27 protein-coding genes are annotated in these 24,817 nt (G+C 46.6%); 7 read left to right on the forward strand and 20 right to left on the reverse strand.

All coding sequences use genetic code 11. The features are described 5' to 3' along the window. Positions 1-92: 92 nt before the first annotated feature. The gene (gene lhgO / locus SIC45_RS13970) at positions 93-1,277 is read left to right on the forward strand and encodes an L-2-hydroxyglutarate oxidase (protein WP_319632627.1); all 1,185 of its coding nucleotides are present in this window, start codon (positions 93-95) and stop codon (positions 1,275-1,277) included. Between the two features lie 7 nt (positions 1,278-1,284). Then, positions 1,285-1,647 (forward strand): VOC family protein, encoded by a 363-nt coding sequence (locus tag SIC45_RS13975; protein WP_298786239.1) that lies wholly within the window; start codon positions 1,285-1,287, stop codon positions 1,645-1,647. Positions 1,648-1,692: 45 nt separating this feature from the next. Here SIC45_RS13975 and SIC45_RS13980 read toward each other — a convergent pair whose 3' ends face one another. Further along, positions 1,693-1,875, reverse strand: coding sequence for a hypothetical protein (locus SIC45_RS13980; RefSeq protein ID WP_319632628.1), 183 nt, complete (start codon positions 1,873-1,875; stop codon positions 1,693-1,695). A gap of 303 nt (positions 1,876-2,178) precedes the next feature. Here SIC45_RS13980 and SIC45_RS13985 point away from each other — a divergent pair, with 303 nt between their 5' ends. Then, on the forward strand, positions 2,179-2,391 hold the full coding sequence (locus SIC45_RS13985; RefSeq protein WP_319632629.1) for a hypothetical protein: 213 nt from the start codon (positions 2,179-2,181) through the stop codon (positions 2,389-2,391). Between the two features lie 42 nt (positions 2,392-2,433). Here SIC45_RS13985 and SIC45_RS13990 read toward each other — a convergent pair whose 3' ends face one another. The 12 genes from SIC45_RS13990 to SIC45_RS14045 form a co-directional block, all read right to left on the reverse strand. Next, complete coding sequence (locus SIC45_RS13990) at positions 2,434-2,781, reverse strand: hypothetical protein (RefSeq protein WP_022793490.1); 348 nt, start codon at positions 2,779-2,781, stop codon at positions 2,434-2,436. Between the two features lie 99 nt (positions 2,782-2,880). Beyond that, positions 2,881-4,173 (reverse strand): SAF domain-containing protein, encoded by a 1,293-nt coding sequence (locus tag SIC45_RS13995; RefSeq protein WP_319632630.1) that lies wholly within the window; start codon positions 4,171-4,173, stop codon positions 2,881-2,883. Positions 4,174-4,195: 22 nt separating this feature from the next. Then, positions 4,196-4,564, reverse strand: coding sequence for a PTS glucitol/sorbitol transporter subunit IIA (locus SIC45_RS14000; RefSeq protein WP_319632976.1), 369 nt, complete (start codon positions 4,562-4,564; stop codon positions 4,196-4,198). A gap of 61 nt (positions 4,565-4,625) precedes the next feature. After that, positions 4,626-5,660, reverse strand: a complete 1,035-nt coding sequence (locus SIC45_RS14005; protein WP_319632631.1) for a PTS glucitol/sorbitol transporter subunit IIB — start codon at positions 5,658-5,660, stop codon at positions 4,626-4,628. Between the two features lie 34 nt (positions 5,661-5,694). Then, on the reverse strand, positions 5,695-6,255 hold the full coding sequence (locus SIC45_RS14010; RefSeq protein ID WP_298786256.1) for a PTS glucitol/sorbitol transporter subunit IIC: 561 nt from the start codon (positions 6,253-6,255) through the stop codon (positions 5,695-5,697). Then, the gene (locus SIC45_RS14015; protein ID WP_319632632.1) at positions 6,243-6,665 is read right to left on the reverse strand and encodes a transcriptional regulator GutM; all 423 of its coding nucleotides are present in this window, start codon (positions 6,663-6,665) and stop codon (positions 6,243-6,245) included. Before SIC45_RS14015 ends, SIC45_RS14010 begins: the two co-directional genes overlap by 13 nt. A 252-nt stretch (positions 6,666-6,917) precedes the next feature. Beyond that, entirely contained in the window at positions 6,918-7,859 is a 942-nt protein-coding gene (locus tag SIC45_RS14020) for a sugar-binding transcriptional regulator (protein WP_319632633.1), read from the reverse strand. 82 nt (positions 7,860-7,941) lie between these two features. Further along, on the reverse strand, positions 7,942-9,327 hold the full coding sequence (gene lpdA / locus SIC45_RS14025) for a dihydrolipoyl dehydrogenase (protein WP_319632634.1): 1,386 nt from the start codon (positions 9,325-9,327) through the stop codon (positions 7,942-7,944). A 14-nt stretch (positions 9,328-9,341) separates the two neighbouring features. After that, positions 9,342-10,643: a dihydrolipoamide acetyltransferase family protein gene (locus SIC45_RS14030; RefSeq protein WP_319632635.1), complete on the reverse strand. Its 1,302-nt coding sequence runs from the start codon at positions 10,641-10,643 to the stop codon at positions 9,342-9,344. Between the two features lie 15 nt (positions 10,644-10,658). Beyond that, entirely contained in the window at positions 10,659-11,684 is a 1,026-nt protein-coding gene (locus SIC45_RS14035) for an alpha-ketoacid dehydrogenase subunit beta (protein WP_319632636.1), read from the reverse strand. A gap of 21 nt (positions 11,685-11,705) precedes the next feature. Next, a complete protein-coding gene (locus SIC45_RS14040) occupies positions 11,706-12,623 on the reverse strand; it encodes a thiamine pyrophosphate-dependent dehydrogenase E1 component subunit alpha (protein ID WP_319632977.1) in 918 nt (305 codons plus the stop codon). Positions 12,624-12,884: 261 nt separating this feature from the next. Further along, a complete protein-coding gene (locus SIC45_RS14045) occupies positions 12,885-13,250 on the reverse strand; it encodes a metalloregulator ArsR/SmtB family transcription factor (protein WP_319632637.1) in 366 nt (121 codons plus the stop codon). A 258-nt stretch (positions 13,251-13,508) separates the two neighbouring features. Between SIC45_RS14045 and SIC45_RS14050 the strand changes: the two genes are divergently transcribed. The 3 genes from SIC45_RS14050 to SIC45_RS14060 all read left to right on the forward strand — a co-directional run bounded on the left by SIC45_RS14050 (position 13,509) and on the right by SIC45_RS14060 (position 16,431). Beyond that, the gene (locus SIC45_RS14050; RefSeq protein ID WP_319632638.1) at positions 13,509-14,006 is read left to right on the forward strand and encodes a sigma-70 family RNA polymerase sigma factor; all 498 of its coding nucleotides are present in this window, start codon (positions 13,509-13,511) and stop codon (positions 14,004-14,006) included. A gap of 351 nt (positions 14,007-14,357) precedes the next feature. Further along, entirely contained in the window at positions 14,358-15,434 is a 1,077-nt protein-coding gene (locus SIC45_RS14055; protein WP_319632978.1) for a branched-chain amino acid aminotransferase, read from the forward strand. 139 nt (positions 15,435-15,573) lie between these two features. Beyond that, positions 15,574-16,431 carry an alpha/beta hydrolase gene (locus tag SIC45_RS14060; RefSeq protein ID WP_319632639.1) on the forward strand — a complete coding sequence of 286 codons (858 nt, stop codon included), beginning with the start codon at positions 15,574-15,576 and terminating at the stop codon, positions 16,429-16,431. A gap of 68 nt (positions 16,432-16,499) precedes the next feature. Here the strand turns inward: SIC45_RS14060 and SIC45_RS14065 are convergent, their stop codons facing one another. From SIC45_RS14065 to murJ, 6 genes are all read right to left on the reverse strand, one after another. After that, positions 16,500-17,486 (reverse strand): GNAT family N-acetyltransferase, encoded by a 987-nt coding sequence (locus tag SIC45_RS14065; RefSeq protein WP_319632640.1) that lies wholly within the window; start codon positions 17,484-17,486, stop codon positions 16,500-16,502. Then, positions 17,476-17,970 carry a PssE/Cps14G family polysaccharide biosynthesis glycosyltransferase gene (gene pssE / locus SIC45_RS14070; RefSeq protein ID WP_319632641.1) on the reverse strand — a complete coding sequence of 165 codons (495 nt, stop codon included), beginning with the start codon at positions 17,968-17,970 and terminating at the stop codon, positions 17,476-17,478. The genes SIC45_RS14065 and pssE overlap by 11 nt, the downstream gene beginning before the upstream one ends. Then, a complete protein-coding gene (gene pssD / locus SIC45_RS14075; RefSeq protein ID WP_319632642.1) occupies positions 17,967-18,431 on the reverse strand; it encodes a PssD/Cps14F family polysaccharide biosynthesis glycosyltransferase in 465 nt (154 codons plus the stop codon). Before pssD ends, pssE begins: the two co-directional genes overlap by 4 nt. Before the next feature lie 2 nt (positions 18,432-18,433). After that, positions 18,434-19,858 (reverse strand): O-antigen ligase family protein, encoded by a 1,425-nt coding sequence (locus SIC45_RS14080; RefSeq protein ID WP_319632643.1) that lies wholly within the window; start codon positions 19,856-19,858, stop codon positions 18,434-18,436. Positions 19,859-19,989: 131 nt separating this feature from the next. Next, the gene (locus SIC45_RS14085) at positions 19,990-20,919 is read right to left on the reverse strand and encodes a PIG-L family deacetylase (protein ID WP_319632644.1); all 930 of its coding nucleotides are present in this window, start codon (positions 20,917-20,919) and stop codon (positions 19,990-19,992) included. 3 nt (positions 20,920-20,922) lie between these two features. Further along, positions 20,923-22,434 (reverse strand): murein biosynthesis integral membrane protein MurJ, encoded by a 1,512-nt coding sequence (murJ, locus tag SIC45_RS14090; protein WP_319632645.1) that lies wholly within the window; start codon positions 22,432-22,434, stop codon positions 20,923-20,925. Between the two features lie 155 nt (positions 22,435-22,589). On the opposite strand from murJ, the gene SIC45_RS14095 reads away from it, so the two are divergent. After that, positions 22,590-23,693, forward strand: coding sequence for an acyltransferase (locus SIC45_RS14095; protein ID WP_319632646.1), 1,104 nt, complete (start codon positions 22,590-22,592; stop codon positions 23,691-23,693). Positions 23,694-23,753: 60 nt separating this feature from the next. On the opposite strand, the gene SIC45_RS14100 is transcribed toward SIC45_RS14095, so the two are convergent. Next, on the reverse strand, positions 23,754-24,809 hold the full coding sequence (locus tag SIC45_RS14100) for an MraY family glycosyltransferase (protein ID WP_319632647.1): 1,056 nt from the start codon (positions 24,807-24,809) through the stop codon (positions 23,754-23,756). Positions 24,810-24,817: the final 8 nt, after the last annotated feature.

Below are 24,817 nucleotides of genomic sequence, written 5' to 3' on the forward strand. Positions count from 1 at the left end.
AAGAAATTGCTCCCGTTGTAAGTTTTTAAAAAACGGGTATGCTGTGCGTAAGCAGCCTCTGTTAAAAAATTGTCGTTTAAAGGAGCTTCGATATGTACGATTATATCATTATCGGCGGCGGAATCGTCGGGCTTGCTGCAGCTTATGCGCTGCTTGAAGAAGAACCCGGCGCCGGAGTAGTCGTTTTAGAAAAAGAATCCCATCTGGCCTCGCATCAGACAGGCAGAAACAGCGGCGTTATTCATTCCGGCATTTATTACCGTCCCGGCAGCCTGAAGGCCCTGCTTACGGAAAAGGGGCGGAAATCGCTCGCTGCTTTCTGCGATCAGCACGGGGTCGACTATACGATTTGCGGAAAGATCATTGCCGCCAGAGACGAAAATGAATTACTGCAGCTGCGGAAGCTATACGAGCGCGGCAGGCAAAACGGCCTGCAGCCGCGTTATCTGTCGCTTGAAGAGCTTGCAGAAAGAGAGCCGTACGTAAGTGCCCAGCACGCACTGCTTGTGCCCGAAACCGGTATCGTCGACTACGGTGAGGTGGCCCAGGCTCTTTCGGCCGAAATCCGCCGGCGGGGCGGAGACATCCTGATCGGTCAGCAGGCCGGACAAATTCAGGAAATGGAAGAGAGCGTGAGTGTCACTACCCAGGACCAGACGTTTTCCGGCCGGAAGCTCGTCAACTGCGCCGGGCTGCAAAGTGATAAAATTGCCCGTATGGCCGGGTACCATACAGATGTCCGCATCGTCCCGTTCCGCGGGGAATACTATACGCTCGCTCCGGAGGCTGAACATAAAGTCTCCTGGCTCGTCTACCCGGTACCGGACCCGGCGTTTCCATTTCTCGGCGTTCATTTCACCCGGATGAGCCAGGGCGGCGTAGAGGCCGGCCCGAACGCCGTATTAAGCTTTGAGCGGGAAGGATACGGAAAAATGGCCGTAAACCCGGCAGATGCCTGGGAGCATCTTCGTTCCCCCGGACTAAGGAAGCTTGCTTCCCGGTACTGGAGGGAAGGAGCGCAGGAATACGTTCGTTCGTTTTCCAGGCAGGCATTTACCGCAGAGCTGCAGCAGCTGATTCCTTCTCTTGCAGCGGATGATCTAATGCCCGGCGAGCCAGGAATACGCGCCCAGGCCATTCAGGAGGACGGGACGCTGATGGACGACTTCTTTTTTATTACGGGATCCCGCAGCCTGCACGTATTAAATGCCCCGTCGCCCGCAGCAACAGCTTCGCTTGAAATCGGAAAAACGATAGCCCGAAAAGTGAAAGGATGACTCTCTTATGACATTGTTTACCGGGATTGATCACGTACAGCTTGCCGCCCCACCGGAAAGTGAAGAACAAGCCCGCCATTTTTTCCATACTATCCTTGGTATGCCCGAGATACCAAAGCCCGAGGATCTGGCCAAGCGCGGCGGTGTTTGGTTTGACTGCGGCGGCCTTGAGGTCCATATTGGCATTGAAGAGCCGTTTTCCCCGGCCCGAAAGGCCCATCCGGCGCTCCGGGTACACAGCCTTGAGCTTGCCAGAGAGCGCCTGCAGGAGTTTAACTGGCCTGTAAAGCCCGAAGAGCCGCTGAACGGCTCACCCCGCTTTTATACGGAGGACCCGTTTGGCAACCGCATCGAACTGATTGAAAGATAGTAAAAAGCCCCCGGCGGCAGATGCCGGGGGCTTCTAATATCAGCTTTACAGACTGAGCATTTTCACCGAGTTTGGATACAATTCTTCCTTCAACTGCTCATACATCGTCGTCGCACAGTCTTTTCCCTCTAAAATTAATTCTTCTTTTGCCTCCCGGCCCTTATAGTTCTTTAATGAAATCTCATGGCCGTCCTGGTCTACCGCGATCAGCATATACTTTTGCTTCATGGATGCTCCCCCTTTTTCACTTCCCTCTCTTTTTTCAGCCGTTGTGTGTTTCTTCTGCTCAGATATGCCGTTACTGGTACATTTCTGTTGGTTTAAATTACTGGTTGTTTGTTTAAGGTTAAATGGGCTGTCAGAAATATTATTTTCCCGCATACCGCCCGGTGTAAACTTTCCCCGCTTAATACTATCTGCTTACAGTCCATGGTTTTCTTTTTTGTTGTTCCGGGTACATAGTCTTTAAGTAAATTATTATATACCGCTCTTATTCATGATATTTATTATACGCCGAGGGAGTGAAATACGATGGACTACTCCATGTCGCGTCAGGTTATTTACTGCTCGATCACGAACCAGAAGGTGCTTCACGAATTATCCTACGTTTATAAAGACGGTGTGTTTGACTCTGTTGCTACGTGCACAGGAGTGTCAGAGGCCTGCACTGATTGTCCTCTGCTGGAATTCAACCGTGTATACGAAGCAGCACCCACCCCCAGGAAACAACTGGTCAGTGGATGATATCTTTGTTCATAAAAAATCTTCCTTTCCACTTGCGCGTGGTCAGGAAGATTTCTTTTGTTTATTTTTATAATAGCGCAGGGTCTTCTGGGTATCATTTAAATCCCGCATCAGCCGGTAGGGCTTGCTTGCCAGCCGGAACGGCATCCGTACGACAAACGGCGTCCTGCTTTCTTTGTATTCCTCTGTCAGGCGTGTGGGCTTGGTAGTCACGCGGTCATACACTTCGCTGTACCATTCCTTCATGATATCGCGGTTTAATGTGAGCTCCCGGCCGCACGTGCGGCACTCCATGCTGTACACGTCCCCATTAATATATTCCACGTTGTGGGGCGTCTCTTCCTTACAATGAGCACACTGTAAGTAAATAAGCTCCTTACGTTTTTTCATCGCTTCAGCCCCTCCTTTACTTATTACTCTTTTATTATACCACGATTTGAAGACGGAAAAAGAAGCGGCCGCTAATTTCGGCAGCGCTTCCTTCTCCTTTTATTTCCACTCATGATCCTGCATTTTCCTAAGACGCCAGATCGTTGATTCCACTGTCTGCTCGACATCCTGATACGTAATGATTTCTCCTTTTTTTACAGGGCGTGTCATTCGTACATTTTTGTCCACCAGGCCAATCGGAAGTGCTCCCTTCTCTTTTGCTTCGGGAGCTTCCATCACAGTACCGTAAATGGTAAAGCCGCCAATCGAATCCAGATGCTCATCCGCTTCCAGATCACGCTTCGCCACAGCCACTGTTTCAGCAACATGGCCCGCGTCGGGAGCAATCGTTGCCTGACCGTCCAGGTAAGCGCGTGCCACGGAAAGCGGCGTTTCCAGGCTTGTCAGGTGGTATGGCCGGTACAGTACGTAGTTCGGGCCGTCTCCCATTTTTAAATATTTCATTTCCGCATTCACTTCCTCCATGCCGGAAGCAACGATGGCAAACACGCCCGGGGCGATGCCGTTAATGTATTCCACAATGTGCTGCTTTGCGACTTTTCCTCCCTGCTCCCGCAGCTGGAAGAGCTCCGGCAGATCGGCGACTCCGGCTTCGAAGCCGTTCATGCCCGGCTTCTCCGGCACAAACCCGGTCGCGTTCGCTACGGCATTCATTTCCACCATCGTTTTTGTGCCATCCTGGAAGGAGGCAAGCATTTTCGGGCTTGATCCCTTCTCTTTGGCTTCCGCTGCTGCCGTGTCCGGATTCGCTTCAACATTTAACGGATTGTTTTTGCCCTTCCCAAGCGCCACCACCTCAAAGCCAATCGCATCGGCAAAATCATACAGCTCCATAATCGCTCCCGGCTCATCTCCTGCCGACCCGGTGTACACGACGCCGCTTGCATCCGCCATCCGTTTCAGCAGCGGCCCGACAGTAACATCCGCCTCGACGTTCAGCATGACGATATGCTTCCGGCTCAAAATCGCGTTCCAGGCAATTTCTGCGCCGATATTCGGTACCCCGGTCGCATCCACAATCACATCCACTTCATCGAGTGCGCATACGAGCAGTGCTTTGGTGGAAGCCACCACTTTGTTCATGCGGATAGCCTGCGAGGCTTCTTCTTTATCGTTAGTAGAAACAATATTTCCCCGCTCAATGCCGGCATGCCCGTACGCGTTAATGACGTTATCTTCATTTATGTCAGCGGTAATGACGACCCGCATGCCCTTCATATTTTCAATCTGCGCGATCATGCCGCGACCCATCTGGCCGGCGCCGACAAGACCCACCTTAATGTAGCGGCCCTCTTTTTCGAGCGCCTGCAGCTTTCGGTTAATTCCTATCATTGCTCTCCACTCCTATCCAGCTTTATTTTTTACGAAATACGATGGTGCTTCCCACCTGTATCGCGGGCAGCGGCTTGGCTTCTATACAGACCGTCCCCGGCAGATCTGAATTTGTCTCTCCGTTAAACTGGAAGGTCGCATGCCCGAGATCCCGCAGCGTTTCATTTGCTTTGCCGCCAACAAACGTCAGGGCAAACACTTCTCCATCAATGATCAGCTCATCCCCGGCTTCCAGATCCCCGTTTAACCCTTCGGCATTATGAACGAAGCTGATGTCGTACAAATCCTTCGGGGCTGTTTCGTTGAATAAAATCATCATGCCATCGTCCATCAGCATCTGGGCGTCCTCTCCAATGCCAACCACAGTGGCTGTAAATACCTCTGCTTTCATCTGCACGGTCACTCCTCCTAAGAAATACAGAGCGGGCAGCGCGTGCCCGCCGTTTTTATTTTTATGAATACAGGCCGAAGCTGAAAAGATAAGCGATCACAACGGCAAGCGGTCCGGTAATAACCCTCGAGAACAGGACGGCCGGTACGCCGACGGAAATGGTCTCCGGCTTTGCTTCTCCGAGTGTCAGGCCAACCGGTACGAAGTCTGCCCCCACCTGCGGGTTAATGGCGAAAAGTGCCGGAAGCGCCATTGCCGGCGGAATATTTCCCATGCCGATCTGAGTACCGATAAGCACCCCAACCACCTGGGCAATAACAGCGCCCGGACCGAGCAGCGGAGATAAAATTGGAATCGCACATATAAAGGATAAAAGCAGCAGCCCGAAAATATTGCTGGCGAGCGGCGATACAAAGTTTGCAATCAGATCCCCGATACCGGTAAATGTGATGATCCCGATAATCGTACTGACAAAAGCCATGAATGGAAGAATATTTCGGATGACGGTATCAATTGTTTCCCGGCCGGCCTGGAAGAATACGCTTACTACGTTGCCGACGGCGCGGCCGATACGTTCGATAATATTTGCCTTTTTCGGCCCGGATCCTTTGGCTTTCATTTTCGCGTCGTCTTTAACCTGCCTGGCCACGTCCCGGTCCATCAGGGAGTTGTACGGGGAGGCTTTGTCCTCTGCTTCCGCTTCGGCAGCCGGCACCTCGTCCTCGCTGATAGCCTTCATGTCCCTTTCAGCTACACCCGAGACAAAATTCTCTTCGTTAATATACTGTGCCAGCGGCCCGGCCGGTGACGTGCCGTGGATATTGACCGTCAGCACGCCCATTTTCGGGTAGACCCCGCAGCGTGCGGTGCCACCGCAGTCAATAACTGCTGCGGCGATATTTTCTTTATCATAGGAGGCTTTGAACCCGTCGACCGCTTCGCCGCCTGAAAGCTCCGCCAGGCGCTCGGCGACCGGGTGAATACCACCTCCGGTTACCGACATAATATACCTTTTCTGATCGTTTGGATGAATGACGAGCGGGCCTCCCCAGCCGCCTCTTCCCTTTGTTACCTCTACCGGTTTATATTCAGCCATTGTTCTTCCCTCGCTTTTTCTTTTAAATTTTCATTTATGCGCTGGCGCTTTTTTCCGTGGAATCATCCTCTGTATTGGCTGCCTGGCGTCTTAGCATGATTGCGGTAATCCATTCGGTCACAACGCCGCGAATTAAGATAACGATCAGGCCGACAATAAAGAAGCGGATGGCCAGTGGACCGGCAGACAGACCAAGCGTCGTAATGCCCGCTGAAATTCCTGTATAGACAAAAAGCTCAGCCGGGTTCGCGTGAGGAAACAATCCGGTAATCGGATGCACAAATGATACGGCGGAGTCGTAAAACGCCGGCTTCTGCCGCTCCGGAAGAAAGCGTCCGAACGTGTAGCACATCGGGTTGGTCAGGAAAAACACGGCCAGGACTGGAAACAGCGTATAGCGCAGAAAGAAATATTTGGTGCTTTTCTGGGCCAGTGAATAAATTCGTTCTTCGCCGATGAATTTAATCATGGCGTTAACAGCGAGAATTAAACATATAAGTGTCGGAATAATACCTGTTACGAGCCCGACGAACGTTTCGCCGCCTGCCTGGAACATTCCGATAAAGCCTTCTGCTAGCGTTACTAAGAAATCCATTTGTTATCCCCCTTTTTGTGTTTGCGTTTCTGTTCTGCAAGAATCTGCTGGGCTGCCATGAGATGAGCCCGCTTCGGATGCTTCTTCTTACCAGGAGCGCCTTCTGTTTCCCACTGCTTTTTTAATTCATGGATGTTTTTATCCATCAACTCAGGCGCTTCAGCGAACCTGGCGAACACCGTCACTCCTCTCATTATCTTGGCATCGATCACTGTGCCTGCTTCGTTGGTAACAAGCAGAATGACCGTGCCGATGCCAAGCAGGCGTTTATCAACACCTGTGCCGAGATAGCCCGAAGGACGCCTGCCCATTGAAGCAATCATGCCGTTATAGTATTTCATCTGGCGGAATGTCAGATAAAATTGCAGCAGCCATATTACGACGAACGCGGCGATAAAATAACCCCACATCCTCACTCCTCCTTTACATTTGTAACAACTTGTAACCTTTGTAATCATATTAAAGCGTTTTCATATAACCGTCAATCTATTTTTCAGATATTTTAAAAATTTATTTTTGTGGGGGGTTTTCCAAAACACATGTTAATTATTTCTTTTATTTTACATATGTTTTTATTTTCACATTTGTTCAAATATATATTAAAAAATATGCCAAAAGCTTCATTGGCATAAAAAAATGGCTCCTTCGAAAGGAGCCGTGCGTTATTCGGTTAAAGCTTCTGCAATTTGGTTATCCACGATCAGCACGTCCAGATAGCCGCCCTTCAGCGCAGCCTCGATGCCGAGCACCTTGTGGGAGCCCTGGGCTACGCCGACGACCTCAGGAATGCTTTTAATTTCCTCGAGAGTCAGACCGATGACCCGGTTGTTGATCGGGTGGTTTACGCCCTGGCCGAGAGCGTCGAAAAACTTCGAGCTGATATCTCCAACTGCTCCGGCTTTTCGGAGCGTGACGATATCTTCCTCCTGCAGGTAACCCATCGTTTCCATTGTGGAATGCTGCAGCGGGTTGCCGAGGCCGACAAGGGCAAGCTCTACGTTCCTGCCTTCCTCGAGCACCTGGGCGATGTCCCTGGACTGCACGAGCCGCTCCTTCAGGTCGTCGGTTTCGACCATCGCCGGAGCGTATAGATATGAACAGGAGGCGTTCATTTTCTGCGCAAAATGAAACGCCAGCTGATTGGAATGCAGATGCACGTATTTGTTTCCCATTCCTCCGATCAGCGGCGTAATCTGGATATCTCTATGCTCGACATACGGATATTCTTCAATCAGTGAACGAAGCGTCGACCCCCAGGAAATACCGATCCGCTTTACCTGCTCGGATCTCTTGGCCACATAAGAAGCGGCCGCTTTTCCGATCAGGCGTTTACCAAGATCAGGCGTGAACCCTGTCGTCGAAACGACCACCGCTTCTTTCAGTCCGTACTTTTTTTCAAGCTTCTGCTCCAGATCAACGGTATGCACACTTTCATCTTTAATATATATTTCAACGATGCCTTCATCCCGGGCCCGCTGCAGCATTTTGGAAATGACCGGACGGGAAACGCCCTGCTTTTTGGCGATCTGCGCCTGGGTCCATCCATCAAAATGATACAGCTTCGCTACTTTTACGGTTTCTCTTTTTTCTTCCCAGTTGAGCATAATTCTTCCCTCTATTCCATAAATTCATCTGATGCCAGTATATCACTCCCTGCCAAAAAACTATATACGCTTACATCGCTTTTTATTGATGAACCGGACGTCCGAAGAGAGCAGACGCCCCTTCAAACAGCGTCTCCGACAGCGACGGATGCGCATGCACCTGGCTGCTCCATTCTTCGATGGTGCCTTCCAGATGGATATAGGCCGCGGGCTCTCCAATCATTTCGGTAACATGCGGGCCGGCCATCACCACGCCGAGAATTTCGCCGAACATTTCCCGGGAAATGATTTTAATAAACCCCCGGGACTCTCCCATTGTCATTGCTTTCGCATTGCCACGCAGCGGCACAGTTTTTACTTTGATGTCGCTGTACGCTTCCCGTGCTTCCTGCTCAGACAGGCCGACGGAGGCTATTTCCGGAAAGGTGTAAATGCACCGCGGCACGAGCGAGAGATCCATGGAAGGAGAAGCTCCCGCAGCATGCTCTGCAGCAATAATGCCCTCGGCACTTGCCGCATGGGCCAGCTGCCAGCCGCCGACAATGTCGCCTGCAGCATAAATTCCCGGCACCGATGTCTGCATCGAACCGTCCACCTCCACAAAGCGGCCGTACATACGTAAATGGAGGTCCTCAGCAGCAGCGATGACAGGCGTACGCCCGGTGGAAATCAGCAGCAGATCTGTCGTTAGCTGCCGGCTGTTTCCGGAGGCGTCCTGCACATTGATGACCGCCTGCTCCCCCTGCTGGCGGACGGAAGTAACCGAGGTTCCTGCAAGAATAGTCACCCCAGCCTCTTCAAGTGCACCGGCCAGCATTTTCGCAGCGTCTTCATCCTCCTGGGGAATCAGCCGTTCCGCCGCTTCCACAACCGTCACCTGTACGCCAAGCGACTGATACAAACAGGCATATTCAGTACCAATGAAGCCGCCCCCGACGATCGTCATCGACGCCGGAAGTGAACGGCGTTCATAAATCGTATCACTCGTGTAGTAATCGGTCTCATCAAGACCAGGAATAGGAGGCACCGCCGGCACGGAGCCGGAAGCAATAATGACGGCTCTGCCGGCCACTATAGTTTCCTTTCCGTCTGTACCGGTGACCGTGACCTGTTTATTTGTATGAACCCTTCCCCGCCCGGAAAACACCTGGATCCGGCCTTTTTTCATCAGCGACTGGACGCCCTGGCGGAGCTGCCGGATCACCTGGTCCTTTCGTTCAAGCATTTCTTCGTAGCGCAGATGAAAGCCTTCAATCTGGATCCCGTATGCTGAAGCATTTCGTACACAGTTTACGGCTTCTGCGTTCTGGAGAAGCGTTTTAGACGGAATGCATCCACGATTTAAGCATGTGCCCCCAAGCTCGCGGTCCTCCACGAGGGCAGTGGACTGGCCCAGACCGGAAGCCCGGAGCGCAGCTACATATCCTGCCGGTCCGCCGCCGACAATTACCTGGTCAAACGTTTCCATCGGTCCGCCCCCTTCTAGACAAACAGCTGATACGGCTGTTCAAGCATTTGTTTAAAGTCTGTTAAAAACGCAGCCGCCGGAGCTCCGTCAATAATACGGTGATCAAAGGACAGGCTTACCGCCATCATCAGGCGTACCTTGATTTCCCCGTCTATGACTACCGGCTTGTCCTGCATGCGTCCCACACCGAGGATAGCCGCTTCCGGCTGATTGATAATCGGAGTAAAATGGTCAACTGCATACATTCCTAAATTACTAATCGTAAACGTGCTTCCCGAAAGGTCCCTGCCGGGCAGGGTTCCGTTCCGGGCTGCCGCCGCGGTCTGTTTAGTTTCAGCAACCAGTTCTGCCAGTCCTTTTGTTTCTGTATCGCGAATAACCGGGACCAGCAGCCCACGCTCTGTGGCTACAGCGACTCCCATATGCACAGACGACTGCTTTGTGATCCGGTTATCTGTTATGGAGGCATGTACGTCCGGATGCTTCTGAAGCGCCCGGCTGCCCACAAACATCAACAGCTCTGTCACCGACAGCCGCTGGCCGGTCTGCTTTTCAATAACCGGAAGCAGCTGGCTCCGTAAATCCATCGCAGCCTCCATATTAATTTCAGTGTGAAGCGTCACGTGCGGCACTTCACCCGCACTCTGCTGCATGCGCTCTGCAACCACTTTCCGGACGCCCTGGAGCGGCTCGGACCCAAGCTTCTCTTCTGCGGGCAGCGAAGTGACATCGGCCCGCATGACTTTGCCGTAGCTTCCGCTTCCTTTCACAGCAGACAGGTCCACATTATTTGCCTGTGCTTCTTTTTCCGCAAGCGGCGTACTGCGCACGTTCTCCTTGTCTGCAGCAGCGTGAACATCCGCAGCGTGAATACGCCCTTTCGCTCCGCTTCCCTGCACCAGGGAAAGCTCTACGCCGCTATCCCGTGAAAGCTTCCGTGCCGCCGGTGTGGCACGCACGCCTCCCTCTTTTTCAGTTTCCACTGTCTGCTCTGCCGCTGTTTGGGCCGGCGTTTCCGGAAGGCTTTCCGGCTCTAATTTATCTTCGGTTCCCGGTCTTTCCTTCGGTACCTGCTCGTCCTTTTCGCCAATATAGCCGACGATGCCGTTTACCGGTACCTCTTCGTCTTCATCGTAGTACCGTTTCAGCAGGACACCTTCTTCATACGCTTCCACTTCAATATTTATTTTATCAGTCATTACCTCAAGCAGCGGCTCTCCAACCTCCACCGGGTCCCCCTCCTGCTTAAACCACTGCAGAAGGGTTCCGGTTTCCATCGTGCTGCTTAATTTGGGCATAAATACTTCCTTCGCCATGAATGCTGCCCTCCTTTACCGGCGGTGGACGCTGTCGCGCGCCGCCTGCATAATGTCATCCACCTGCGGAACCATTGCTTTTTCGAGTGCCGGATTGTACGGCACAGGAATCGGCAGTGCCCCGAGCCGGCGAATAGGGGCATCCAGATAATCAAAGGCTTCGCTTTCTGCGATCATACTGGCAATTTCACCGCCGTATCCACCTCTTTTGACGGCTTCATGCACGACGATCACCTTGCCGGTTTTTTTGACGGAATCCACGATCGTCTGCTCATCGAGCGGTACGAGGGTCCGCGGATCAATCACTTCCACGTCTATGCCTTCCTCTGCCAGCTTCTCTGCTGCCTCGAGCGCTTTATGCACCATTACAGCGGTCGCAACGATCGTCACATCTGTCCCTTCACGCTTTACGTCCGCCTCGCCAAGAGGGATGGTATACGCTTCCTCCGGTACGTGTTCCTGCGTTTTGTACAATAATTTGTGTTCGTAAAAGATCACGGGGTTCGGGTCGGCAATAGCAGCCTTTAACAGCCCTTTAGCGTCTGACGCTGTCGACGGCTGCACCACCTTTAAGCCGGGAACGTGGGCCACCCAGGCTTCCAGACTCTGCGAATGCTGAGCCGCAGCTCCGGTTCCGGAGCCTGAAGGCGTCCGCAGCACCATCGGCACATTACCTTTGCCGCCGTACATATACCGAAGCTTTGCTGCCTGGTTGGCCAGCTGGTCCATCGCAATCGTGATAAAATCCGAAAACTGCAGCTCGACAACCGGCTTCATACCTGTAAGCGCGGATCCAATGGCAGCACCTGTGATCGCTGCTTCAGAAATCGGAGTGTTACGTACCCGTTCCGGACCGAACTCTTCAATCATTCCACGGGTAACGCCAAAGGCACCACCGTAAACCCCTATATCCTCCCCGAGAATGAAAACGTCCTGGTCCTCCCGCATTTCCTGCGACAGCGCTTCGCGGACGGCTTCAGCAAAGGTAATGCTCCGTGTCGTTTCCTTATTATTTGAAGAATTTACTGCGCTCGACTGCATCGTCAGGCACTCCTTTCTGTATTAAGCGTATACATCCTCAAGCAGTGTATCCGCAGATGGTTCGGGACTCTGTTCCGCAAATTCCACTGATCGTTCAATGCTGGCTTTAGTCGCTTTTTTTACCGTATCTGCTTCTTCTTCGGTAATGATGCCCCGCTCAATCAAGGCGTCCTGGAAAAAACGGATCGGGTCTTTGTCCTTCCATTCTTTTTCTTCTTCTCTTGTCCGGTATTTTTTAGCGTCGCTTTTGGAGTGGCCCTTCCACCGATAGGTCTTCGCTTCGATAAGCACCGGCCCGCTTCCGTTCCTTGTATACTCCACGGCTTCTTTCATAACGGTCATTACCTCGGGAAGGTTATTGCCGTCAACGACATGTCCCGGAATGCCATAGCCCAAAGCGCGGTCGGCAATATTTTCGATTTTTACCATATCCTTTACCGGGCCGGACATGCCGTACTGATTGTTTTCGCAGACAAAGATGACCGGAAGATCCCAGATGGCGGCCAGGTTCACTGCTTCGTGAAAGCTGCCTTCATTTGCCGCCCCGTCCCCGAAGAAACAGACGGTAATATACCCCTCCTGGCGCATTTTTGACGTGAGTGCCGCTCCTACGGCTAAAGGAATGCCGCCTCCGACGATGCCATTTGCGCCCAGGTTGCCTTTTTCGACATCCGCTATATGCATGGACCCGCCTTTACCCTTACAGTAGCCGGTCTCCCGTCCAAACAGCTCAGCCATCATCCGGTCCGGGTCTGCCCCCTTGGCAATGCAGTGCCCGTGGCCGCGGTGAGTGCTCGTAATTTTATCTTTATCTTCAAGCATCGCACATACACCGACGGCTGAAGCCTCCTGTCCCACGCATAGGTGGGTCGTACCGTGAATCATTCCTTTAGCAAAAAATTCATCTACTTTTTCATCAAACCAGCGGATGCTCCACATCTGCTCGAGCCATCCGACCAGCTTTTCCTTCGGCTCTTCCCACACCCAGTCTGCCTGCGTCACAATAACGCCTCCTTTTACATTTGTTCTATATTATAACCTTTGTAAACATAATAGCTTTATTTCATTCGTTCGTCAACTAAACATTTGTAAATTTTCATTGATTTCAAAATATTGTTTCCGTTTTCATGTTCAGGGCCATTTGTTGCAATTGCAGACTGGAGAGACATTTGTTTACTGCAAATAAAAAAAGAGACGCTGCTACGCCTCTTTTCCCTGCCGTTCTTTAATTTCTGCCTGGTGGCTGACAACGAGCTCCACCACCTGCCTCACATGTTCATCATCAAGGGAATAGTACACCGTTCTTCCTTCCTTCCGGAACTTCGTCAGCCCCAGCTTATGCATGTACCGGAGATGATGGGACGCCGTGGCAATGGAGGAGTCAATGATTTCGGCAATACTATGTACACTCAATTCCGGCGTCAGGGCCAGCGCCTGGGCGATCTGCATCCGCTTGCCGTCAGCGAGTCCCTTCAGCATGTCTGTCATAATATCAAGCGACCGCTCCTGAATCTGCTGCTGGATCCAATATACATTTGCCTGCGCTTCTTTGTCTTCGTTTGGCATTTCTGTTCACCTGCCTGATCGTAATCATTCTTATTTCAATTGTACGCTTTCTTCATCTGCTTTCAACCAATCTGCTTTATTTTCTCATATACCGGCTTGGCGTTTCCTATATTTTGAAAGCTTTGTTCTTTTCTATAATACAACGCATTCATCAGGATTTATCCATACATAGCGCCCCGGCAGCATTCCCATTCTTTAGATATGCTGAGTCTACCATGGAATAAACAAGAACCGCGCGCGGCTTCGCAGGAGAGACCATTGACTGATACAATTCCTGCTTCATTTGAAGAAGCATATGAAAAATATACTCCGCTCGTCAAACGAATGATTACACGCCTCCGCATTTATCAGCAGCAGGAGGAATATATGCAGGCCGGATACGTAGGATTATGGAAGGCCTATTCTACCTTTTCTCCGGAAAAAGGAGCTTTTCCGGGATACGCTTTTATGCTTGTGCGCGGAGAAATGCTGATGATGCTCCGCAAAGAGGTCCAGTTTTCCGAGCGGCATCAGCTGTTTGATGACCACCAGCCCTTCGAGCAGTCGTTGGAAATGGAGGACCGCTTTGAGCTTGAAGCTTACTTCCCCCTTCTTTCAGAACGGGAGCGAACCTGGCTCACTGATTTTTCCGTACATTCTCTTCCTATACGCGACATTGCTGCCAAACACGGAGTAGCTGCTTCTACAGTCAAATCATGGCGGAAATCCGCATTGCGCAAGCTGCGGGCACATGCTGAAGAAGAGCAGCCGGATTAATACGTCTTATTCTCCACTGGCTAGAGTTTTTTTCGCTGTCCAGCTTCCCCCCCCCACCGGCTCGGGGTTACATTTCATCCTTTCAAAAATAAAAGAGCTATTTTTTCCAAGGCTGAATTGTACCTGTCGCCGGTGAGCAGGTGGAGAAAGCTTTTCTACTTGTCCAGTTCTATCCACTGCCGGCTCGAGGTCGCTGTCTCCTTCATGCAAAATGAAAAAGCCATTTTCCAGAAGGCGGACAGCGCTTGTCGCCGGCTTGCAAGTGGATAGAACTTTTCTTTGTATGATACAATTTAAATGCTGTTACCAGTAGAGATATAAATGGAACGATAAATACATAGGAGTGATGTTATTGTGGCTGAGTCATTGACCATTGAACGTACAAAATCTCCGAAAACGAAGCCGGATTTCTCTCAGCTCGCTTTCGGGAAAAACTTTACCGATCATATGTTTGTCGTGGATTATGTAGAGGGAGAGGGCTGGATCGATCCGAGAATTGTGCCGTACCAGCCACTTACCATGGATCCTTCCAGCCTCGTATTTCATTACGGCCAGGCTGTATTTGAAGGAATGAAGGCCTATTATTCCGGCGGCAATATTATGCTTTTCCGTCCGGAAAAAAACTTCGAACGGCTGAACCAGTCCAACCGCCGGATGAGCATTCCAGAAATCGACGAGCAGTTACTGATAGATTCTCTAAAGGAGCTCGTATCACTTGAGCGTGACTGGATCCCGCGCGGCGAAGGACAGTCGTTGTATATCCGCCCATTTGTGATTGCGACAGAAGCAAGTCTCAGCGTAAAACCGTCCTCCTCCTACAAGCTCCTGATTATTTTAACCCCTGTCGGCTCTTACTATGGCAGCGGCGGCGATGCCATGAAGCCGGTTAGCATCTATGTGGAAAATGAGTTCGTCCGCAGCGTCCGCGGTGGTGTTGGGTTCACTAAAACGGCCGGTAACTATGCGGCCAGCCTGAAGGCCCAGGAGCAGGCCGGAAGCGCCGGGTACGACCAGGTGCTGTGGCTCGATGGCGTAGAGCAGCGTTACATTGAAGAGGTCGGCAGCATGAATATTTTCTTTAAAATCAGCGGGAAGGTTGTAACTCCTGCGCTGAATGGAAGTATCCTTGAAGGAATCACCCGTGACTCCGTCATTGAACTCCTCCATTACTGGGATATTCCTGTGGAGGAACGCCGCATCGATATGGAAGAAATACGTACGGCGTATGAAGCAGACACCCTGGAGGAAATTTTCGGCACCGGGACGGCAGCTGTCATTTCTCCTGTAGGTAAGCTGCGGTGGGACGCCCAGACCTACAAAATCAATGATGAAGAGACTGGTCCTCTCGCCAAACAGCTGTACGATACGATTACCGGCATTCAGACCGGGGACAAGGAAGACGTGCTGCACTGGACCCGCACAGTATAAAATTAATCAACCACGGCTCTCCATTACGGAGGGCCGTTTTTGTTCTGAATGAAATTCTTCCGTTTTTCTTATTGTATGCTAGAATGTACCTACACATGATTTCCAAGTGATACTGCACGGAAAGAGGAGGAGGGAACAGTTGAAACAATTAGCGCTTTCTTTACGCGATGGCCGTATGCTTAGTATTTCCCTGTTCGGTGATCCGGACGGAACACCTGTCCTTTATGTACACGGAGTCGGAAGCTCCCGGCTTGAAGCCGCCATTGGAGAAGAGGCCGCTGCTTCCAACTCCCTTCGTATTATTTCTGTAGACCGTCCGGGCTATGGCCTGTCCACTCCCGATCCCCACGGCACCTTTCTGCAGTTTTCCAAGGACATTGATGAAGTCATGAATCATTTTGAGATTCAGCGCTGTTCCTTAATCGGTGTCGGCTGCGGAGGCCCCTACGCAGCGACCAGCACCAGTCTTCTGAAGGGACGCATCAGCGAGCTCCATTTGGTTGGTTCGCTTGGTCCCACAGAGGACCCTGAATTGTTTCGTTTACTTGATACTTCGTTAAAAGCACCGCTGCAGACGATCCAGGAAGCACCGGATCTCCTCCGCACCCGGTGGGAACAGACGAATATGGAGGATAAGATTTTCCAGACGGAGTCCGAACAGCTTTCCAGAGAAGAACGCCAGTACGTGACTCCGTTTATTCTGGATAAATGGAGGTTTGCGGTTCAGGAATCTGCCCATTCTGCTGAAGGGTACCTCCGCGACCTTCAGACACTGATGACGCCCTGGGCCTATCATTTGGAGAACATCGACACGCCGACTTATATCTGGGCGGGAGAAGAGGACGAGATTATCCCCCTCCGGCACGCGGTCTATCTTGCCAACCATATCGAGAGCTCCAAGCTTGAAACATTTCCCGGCATGGGCCATATTGCGACAGAGGTCCTCGGCATCAATACAGCTCTTCAGCAGATCAGTAAAAACCGCGCCCTGTTATAAAAACGAAGCTGCCCCAATCAAAGGACGGCTTCGTTTATGGTTTAGCGGATCGCTTTTAAAATAAAAACTTAAAATGAATCAACGTCCCCCATCTTCACTCCCCAATCGGAAAAGTTCATTCCGGCAGTATTATCGTTATTACTGTGAACCACCAGCGGGTTTATCGTTTCCCTTTTATTTATATATAAATGTTTTTTCAAAACATTGTTTAATGTAGGATTGGCGGGCTCCCATATTTGAATAAACAATGCTTGTTTTAAATAGCTTTCTGTAATATTTAAAAGTTTTTCAAAGGTATAAGTATCTTCATTTTTCAATACATTCCAATCAACAATAAAACCTACAAATACTCTTTTATTAAATATTTTTTTAACTTCCATTTTTAACACTACGTACCCTTTTATCCGACCGAACTCGCTGATCGCAAAAATTTTGTATTCATTTGAAGGATTAATCATATAACGCCAGTTAAGAAAGTGATGGTTTTTTCTCAGTGTGACAGCCTCCGGATCTTCCTTTTCCTGCTCAAACTGATCGAATCTATCGTCAAACCAATGTATTTCTTCCAATACTTCGCCTCTGTTTGAAAAATGATAAGTAAAATTATTTTTCTTAATTAAATTCACTTTAATCTTTCTGGTAAGGTCTCCAAGATGCTCAGCTCCTGTGGACTTTACAAGCACATTTTTTGCTTTTTCTGCTGGCAGGCCGTATAAAAACGAAATGTCTTTTCTATGTTCCTTTACGTCCTTAAGCAGCATATTTGTAAGCCTTTGATATAATCCCCGGCCACGATATTCAGGATCTACCATCGTATCAATACGGAGCGCTACGTTTATGTTTTTATTGTTATATCTTGCAGGAAATATCAGCACTGCCACATGTCCCACTACCGTTTCGTTTTCTACAGCTACAAAAATTTTTGACTCCCGCGCTTCGCTTTCATCGCTATATTTCCATTGCCATACTTTTAAAGGCAGTTCTTTACCAAAAACCTTACGAAAAAGGGTAATGATACCTGCTTCATCACCCCTTTCATACTTTCTAATAAGCATCCAATTTTTCTCCTTCGATAAAATTTTCCAGGATGTTCAGCATCTGAGTATTATCTGCAGTGAACACTTGAGGAGTAAAGGTTTTTAATTGTTCAATAACGTTTTCGAGTCTGTCTTCTTCATAGCAGGGGAGTACATAACCGTTTCGGGAAAACGTCTCCGATAATTCGAGCTGATGATCATCATTATGTTCATTGAATTTTTGCAGACGGGGCACAATAATTACTTTTTTTCCAAGCTTTAAGCTTGTTGTTATTGATCCGGTTCCCGCATGGCTTATCACAAAGCTGCTGTTTTTAATGTAGGTTTCCATATCCTCCATAGACATAAACGGGATCAGTTGCAGATAATCGCTGCTAAACCTTGTATTTCCATTCTGTACGATAACTTCTTCTTGAATCTTTCCCTCTTTCTTCAAACCTTCCAGTTCTTTCAACAATCTCGTGAAATGCAGCTCATGTGTGCCAAGAGTTACGAAAATCAATAGATACTACCTCCATAGACTGCCTTGGGATAAAATTCCTTCATAGACTCCCACTGGACAATGAATAAATCCGCGATCGGATAAACCATTTTTCCAGCCATATTTGGAGAATGAGATTTGGCAAAGCTTTCGATATAAACTACCTTTTTTCGGAACAGTTTTGCTATATAACACATAGGCACTGCAGTATGGGTGCCCGTAGTAATTACTACATCTGGTCTATGCCTTAAAAAAAGAAAAAGGGACTTAAATATGTTGTAGGAGAATTTAAACATATACCTAAAAGGATAGTTTCGGGCCCCATAAGTTAAAAAGGAAATAGGATATTTTGCTTTTAAGCTTTTTGTCACGTCTGTTTTTTCAGTAACAATATGGTAGTTATATTTTTGGAATAATGGCTCCAGCTGAAGAAGCTGCGTCAGATGTCCCCCCACAGAGGAAATAAGCAGTATTTTTTTCATGTTTACCACTTTCTATCAATTTTTTTTGAATTAAAAACGGAGTACTCGTCGTTTTCTTTTTTTGAAAAGCCGACAAGGGCAGCGTATACTAAAGCGAGATATAAACCAGCGCCAGGGTAGGACAGCACGTGGCCGGCAATGAAGGCTGCACCGGTGCCCATGCCAGCGCATAAAAGAGAGGTAACTGCATACATATTGAATGCACTTCTTCCTGCCCTTACAATATTTCTAACATAAGCAGCGATCATATAGAAAAAAGGCAGGATTAAAATAACAAATCCGAGAATTCCAAAGTTGAAAAACCAGTCAAAAAAGTCCATTTCAATTGATTTTGCGGAGTCTGCCGATACGTAATTCCCACTCCTCCCCATGCCAAAGGCTTTTTGGGCTGTCGGAGCATTTACATACTGCTGCATCGATTCAGCCATAAAACCTACCCGGCCACTGAATAAAACCGAGTGCATAGGAATATTGCTTAAGCTTTCCTCGAACCTTTGTTTTGTGGTCTCGTCCTCTGATTCTATCTCCTCACTGCCACCACTGCCGCTGCTTTCGCTATCTTCCTCTTCTTGAGCTGCACTATCATTTTCACTTGTTTCAAGAGCAAGTCCTAAATTATTTCCAATAGGGGAAGAAGGGATAAATCCAACTAAGCCTATAATAAGTAGTATCATTAATATAAAATTTAACCATTGTTTATGACGCAGCCTGGCAATACTCAGGACCAGCCCTAATCCAGCCGATACTACCACACCAATTAACGTAACTTTGGTTCCGACAGTAAGCATCGCCCACATTGATAAAACTATGACGAAAAACACGATAATCTGCTGGATAAAATTAGTTTTTCTTAATAAATAAATGACCACAAAGGGAAGAATCATTGTCATAATTGCACTAAGTTCATTTCCTGAAAAAAACCAGCCTGTTTGCCCTTCTTTTTCTAAAAACCCGTATGTTCGTTTGCCTGTGTCTGTTACTCCTGCAAGGAAAACGATTAAGCTTATGAATGCTAAATTAATAGTGAATACTAACGGGAGCCATTGCTTTAATGAGGATTTTGAAAAATATTGTTTGAAAAATGTATAATATACAAACATTACTGTAGGAAAATAAATTGTTTTCACAATATTTTGGAGCTCGAACGTAATGGAAAAGGGATCTTTTAAATAATAGTTTAAAATAGTATGCATCCCAAAGTAGATTAGTAAAAGCACAAAATAACCGACGACGTACTTTTTTTGATTTCCTTTTAAGAAAAACAATATATAAAGCATGCCTGCGGGTATTACTGCAGCTCTCACCAAAGTCGAGACTGGCAAACCTATAAACACCAGTAAATCCAGTACAGGCTGTATTAATATATATGCTAATAATATTAATTGCATCACATTTGCCATTGGACGTCTTTCCTTGTTTATAAGCATAAAGCTCCCCCTACATTTACGTTAATCGGTTTTTTAAAGTTTCCTTCTTGTATTATAACCTATACAGCCTAGCACAGCTCTCCTATGAAAAATAGTGGCTTTGGAAGCAGTCACTTTCTCTTTCAGCCACTTCACTTATCCTTTAACTGTGCCTGAATGCTCGCATATGATATGCCTTCCTTATAAAGCTTTTCTTTGGCTTTTTTGTTTTGAAAATAAGCCCATAGCAAAGTTACTGTTTTATTTGCCTGTTTAAAAAGCTCAGGAAAATTTTCTTTTTTATTTTTTATATATTCAGCGAAGTTTATAAAATCTCCTGCCTCCTGCCCCAGAAAAACTTCTCCCGCTCCTATTGATCGATCTGCACTTAAATTGCTCTTTACTATATTTAGATTAATAAACCCGTCAAAATCTATAGCCTGTGAAGCGAAGACGTTGATTGTTTCTTGTTTTAAAGGCAATTCTTCTGTAATATCGATTAACGTGTTTATGTAAGCGACAGGAATTGGACAATTTATCTCGTACATATATATTTTCAATGAATCTTGCAGATTAAGCTTTTTTAACGATTCGGCTAGCAGCAGTGACGTATTTACATGATCCAAATGAGCATCCACTAACACATTTGTATAGATAACATCCGGCTGAAAATCCTTAACGATGTTAAGGACTTTTTCAATATTGCTTTCACTGATTTCTACATTGCCATCAGGGAGGGTTAAATATTCTATCGAATCAAACCCCAGCATATGCTGCACCTTTTCCATTTCACTCCTGCGCTGACTCGATAATTCCTCTCCCGGTAGAGAAGAGACACTTTTTGAACCATCCGTCACTAACACTACTTTCACTTCCGCTCCAAGAGAAGTGTATTTTTTAATCGTCCCTCCCAAACCAATAGTTTCGTCATCAACGTGCGGGACAAACACTAACACTTTGTTTGAGCTTAGAGTTTTTACAGGCACCTGCTTTGCCCGGTACTCGTTGTTTAATACTTTCAGCGTAACATTATTAATCGCCGGTTCCATGTATTTTATAAGATGCTTAAGCTGCTGTTTCAACATTTATGCCTTCTTTCTAAAATTAGTTATTAATACCTTAAGTGCCTTCACTTTAAAAAGCCAGATACATATTATATATATAAGTGCCCCTGCCAACGCGATGACTATAATAAGAAGAAAGTCGCTGAAATTGTGCAGCACCTGAGTTTTGAGTAAATAAGCAGCGAGGCCCATTATTACTACGCTTAATGTTATTTTGGTGAATTCTTTCAGAACATGCTTATGATCCAATCCATTAATCGTTTTTGAAAAGACAATATAGCAGGCCAGCGCGTAAAGCAAACCAACAGCAGAAGATGCTAAAGGAATGCCCACATAACCCATCCAGGTGGTAAATATATAATTAAACACGGCGTTCAGAACCACAGTAATTAAACCGATAATTAAAACGTAGTGACCTTTTTTTAAAGTATAAAGTCCTTTGTTAGATACGTTGTTCAAACTAAAAAACAGCACAGACCCAAAATAATAATACGCCACTTCACTTGTGTTTATTACTGCCTCTTCACTAAAGGCTCCTCTTTGATAAACCAGGCTTATAATATTAGGCATTAACACAAACATGCCGACAATAGCAGGAAGCACTACTAAGTACATCACGTTTAATCCGTTTTCTATCCCCCGCTTAAAGGAAGGTTCATCATTTGCCGCCATTGCTTTTGCCAGCATGGGAAACATGATCGTGGCAATGGTAATACCAAAGATTTGCTGAGGAAAGTGAACTAAGTTCTTTGCATAATTAATATATGTAACGACGCCTTCCTGAAAGTAGCTGGCAAACACATTATCTACTGCCAAATTAATCTGGCCCACCATCACAGTCATAGCAACTGGAATGAAAACCCGGTAAAAGGCTGAGAGTTCAGGGAAGTTTAATTTAGTGCCCAAATTTATCATATTCCGTTTAGATAAAACAGGGATTTTAAATATCAGTGAAATAATAGAACCCACAAGATAACCGAGTGCTAACGAATAGACACTTAGCTCTCCAGCAAAAAGCACTGCGCCTGCTATACTGGAAAGGATCACAATCATTTGTGAAAAAGCAGATAAAGAAAATAAATTTTCTGCATCCAGATATGCTTCCATCACAGAATTTATCCCTACAAACATAAGAGCGGCAAAGAGTATAATAGATACATTGACTGCGATGCTCGTAGCTTCACTATTAAAGGCAGGATATAAAACCCTAATAAGAACAGGCGACAATAGTGCTCCAAGGAGTCCAAACAGAATACCTATATACACAATACTTTTAAGGATCTGATTCAGATAATTTTTTCCCTGATTAGCATGCTTCGCATCAATATACCCCGGGACCAGAGCATTTTTCATACCATTAATCATAAACAAAAATAGCATGTTAGGAATGATAAAGGCCGCTAAATACGCATCGGCTAAATAAGAATCACCAAAATAGAAGGCTATGGTCATATCCCTTAACAAACCCGAAATTTTCAAAAAAAGTGTTACAGTAATAAAAATAAGACTTGTAATACCTAATTTTCTCGTCAATGGCTCTCCCTCTCTATCTGGATGTATTGCCACAGCAAACCTACCATTTATTTTACCATATGTGTTTTGACGGGTTTTCTCCCAATTCGCTTTACAATCCCTTCCCACTACTCTTAAATAGTATCAGACAATTATAAAAATGAGGTATCTTACACATGAGGATCGAATCTATTTATTATTTACGATTTGCAGCAATGCTTCTGGTGGTGTTCGTCCATGTGACAGGCACATTTTCCACCACCCTACCCCTGGAAAGCGGGGCTTATGAAAAATATCATTTCATTAACCGCATTGCCCGTATTGAAGCAGGCATTTTTATTATGATTACAGGGCTCGTATTCTTCTATAATTTATTTCCCAAAACATTAAATAAATTTACTTTAAAAGATTATTATAAAAAACGAGTCACTTTTATAATCATACCTTATCTTATTTGGGCCTTATTTTACGAGATGTATTCTGTCGCTACTGGCGATAGATCTCTGGCTATAACAGAAATACCTCAAAGAATTCTTACAGGGACCTCCTATTATCAGTTACATTTTATATTTCTTATAGTGCAATTTTACCTTTTTCTTCCTTTATTCGTTTATGCTGCTCAATCCAGCATATGGTTACGCAAATACCTTTGGCTCGTTGGCTTTGTAATTGAATACATATATTATTTTCTCAATTTAAAATTCGGCTTCGTCGAATTCAGTTTGTTTTTCAATAGTCTTTCGACTTTTCTTTTAGGCGGCTGGTTTGGCATTTATTATGTACAACAAAGAAAAAAAGCTTATTCAAATAGTAATTGGCTTTTAGGCATCGTAACGTTACTTTTTGGAAGTCTGGCTGCTGTCTACTATTACCAGGTCTACGAGATGAACAATTATTATTTTGCCTGGGATCCCTACAAGCTGATTTCAATGATTTTCTTATTTATAGGCAGCTTATTTTTCTTTCGTCTGGCAGAGTGGGCCGCTCAAACTGCTTCTAACAAAATTACTGAACACATAAAGAGAGTAGCGTTGTATTCCTTTGGCTTTTACTTAATTCATCCATTCATTTTAAAGGAAGCAGCAAGGTTTATCCCTATGCACAGCAATTATCTTTTTCATATTGACATCGTTCTTCGCTACATCACCGTGGTTGTTTTATGCTATTTAGTCATATTTACTGTTCATAAGCTCTCACCAAAAGCAGCCAGTCTGCTATTTGGAAAGATGCCTCCTGAAGCTGTATTTCTTCTTTCTCCCTACAGAAACAGATCAAAATAATAAACGTAATTAAAATCACAAAACTACTGGCCTTTATTGCTAAAGAGCCAGTAGTTTTTATTATTCTTTCGTTCCCCCAGAAATTTTTTTTAAAAACCTTAGGAACGGCTTATAAGAATTACTTACTAATCCTACACTTTCCGCTAAGATTTCAATAGCAATAATCATTACCAGCAATGCTACAATAGAAACCCATAGCGTTGAAAGTGTAAATACAACAGCAGCTACACTGCAGATAGCACTAATCAAATATATGATTAAAACTGTCTGTCTATGTGAATATCCCAGGCGAAGCAGGCAGTGGTGCAAGTGTGATTTGTCAGGTGTTGAAAAAGATTGCTTCTGCAATGCCCGTCTGATGATCGCAAACAATGTATCAGAAATAGGAACGGCTAAAATGAGCAGAGGGACAATTAGTGAAAAAACGGTTACGTTTTTAAAACCTAACAGAGCAATCACAGCAATCATGAAGCCAAGAAAAAGGGCTCCAGAATCTCCCATAAATAGCTTTGCCGGATGAAAATTGTGTACCAGAAATCCTAAAGTGCCGCCTAACAAAGCGATAGCCATAGCTACGATGAAAATATCACCCTGAACAATGCTCAGAGCTGAAATAGTGGCTAGCACAATCGCTGAAACCCCTGCTGATAAACCATCAAGACCATCAATTAGGTTTATCGCATTGGTAATACCAATAATCCAAAGCAATGTAATAGGAATGCTTAAAAATCCTAATTCTAAAACGCCACCAAATGGCAGGTTAATAAATTCTAACTGCACTCCGCCAACTATCACGATAATGGCAGCAGCAAGCTGAGCAATCAATTTCACTTTAGCTGATTGTTCTTTTATGTCGTCCAAAGCACCTATCAAAAATACTAAAGTTCCGCCTGCGAAGATAAAAGGAAGATATTCATTTTCTGGTTTCAAAATGAAAAGGCCCAATATAAAAGAAACGTAAATAGCCAAACCGCCTAAGCGCGCCATTTCACCTGTATGAACTTTTCTGTCGTTAGGATTGTCTGTAGCTCCTATCAAAAAAGCCAGCTTTTTAACCAAGGGAGTTAATATCAACGCCGTTAAAAAGCATGAAACCAGAGCAATCGCTGTAATCATTAGGAATC

This window comes from Marinococcus sp. PL1-022, from assembly GCF_033845285.1.
In the GTDB taxonomy this organism is placed as follows: Bacteria; Bacillota; Bacilli; order Bacillales; family Marinococcaceae; genus Marinococcus.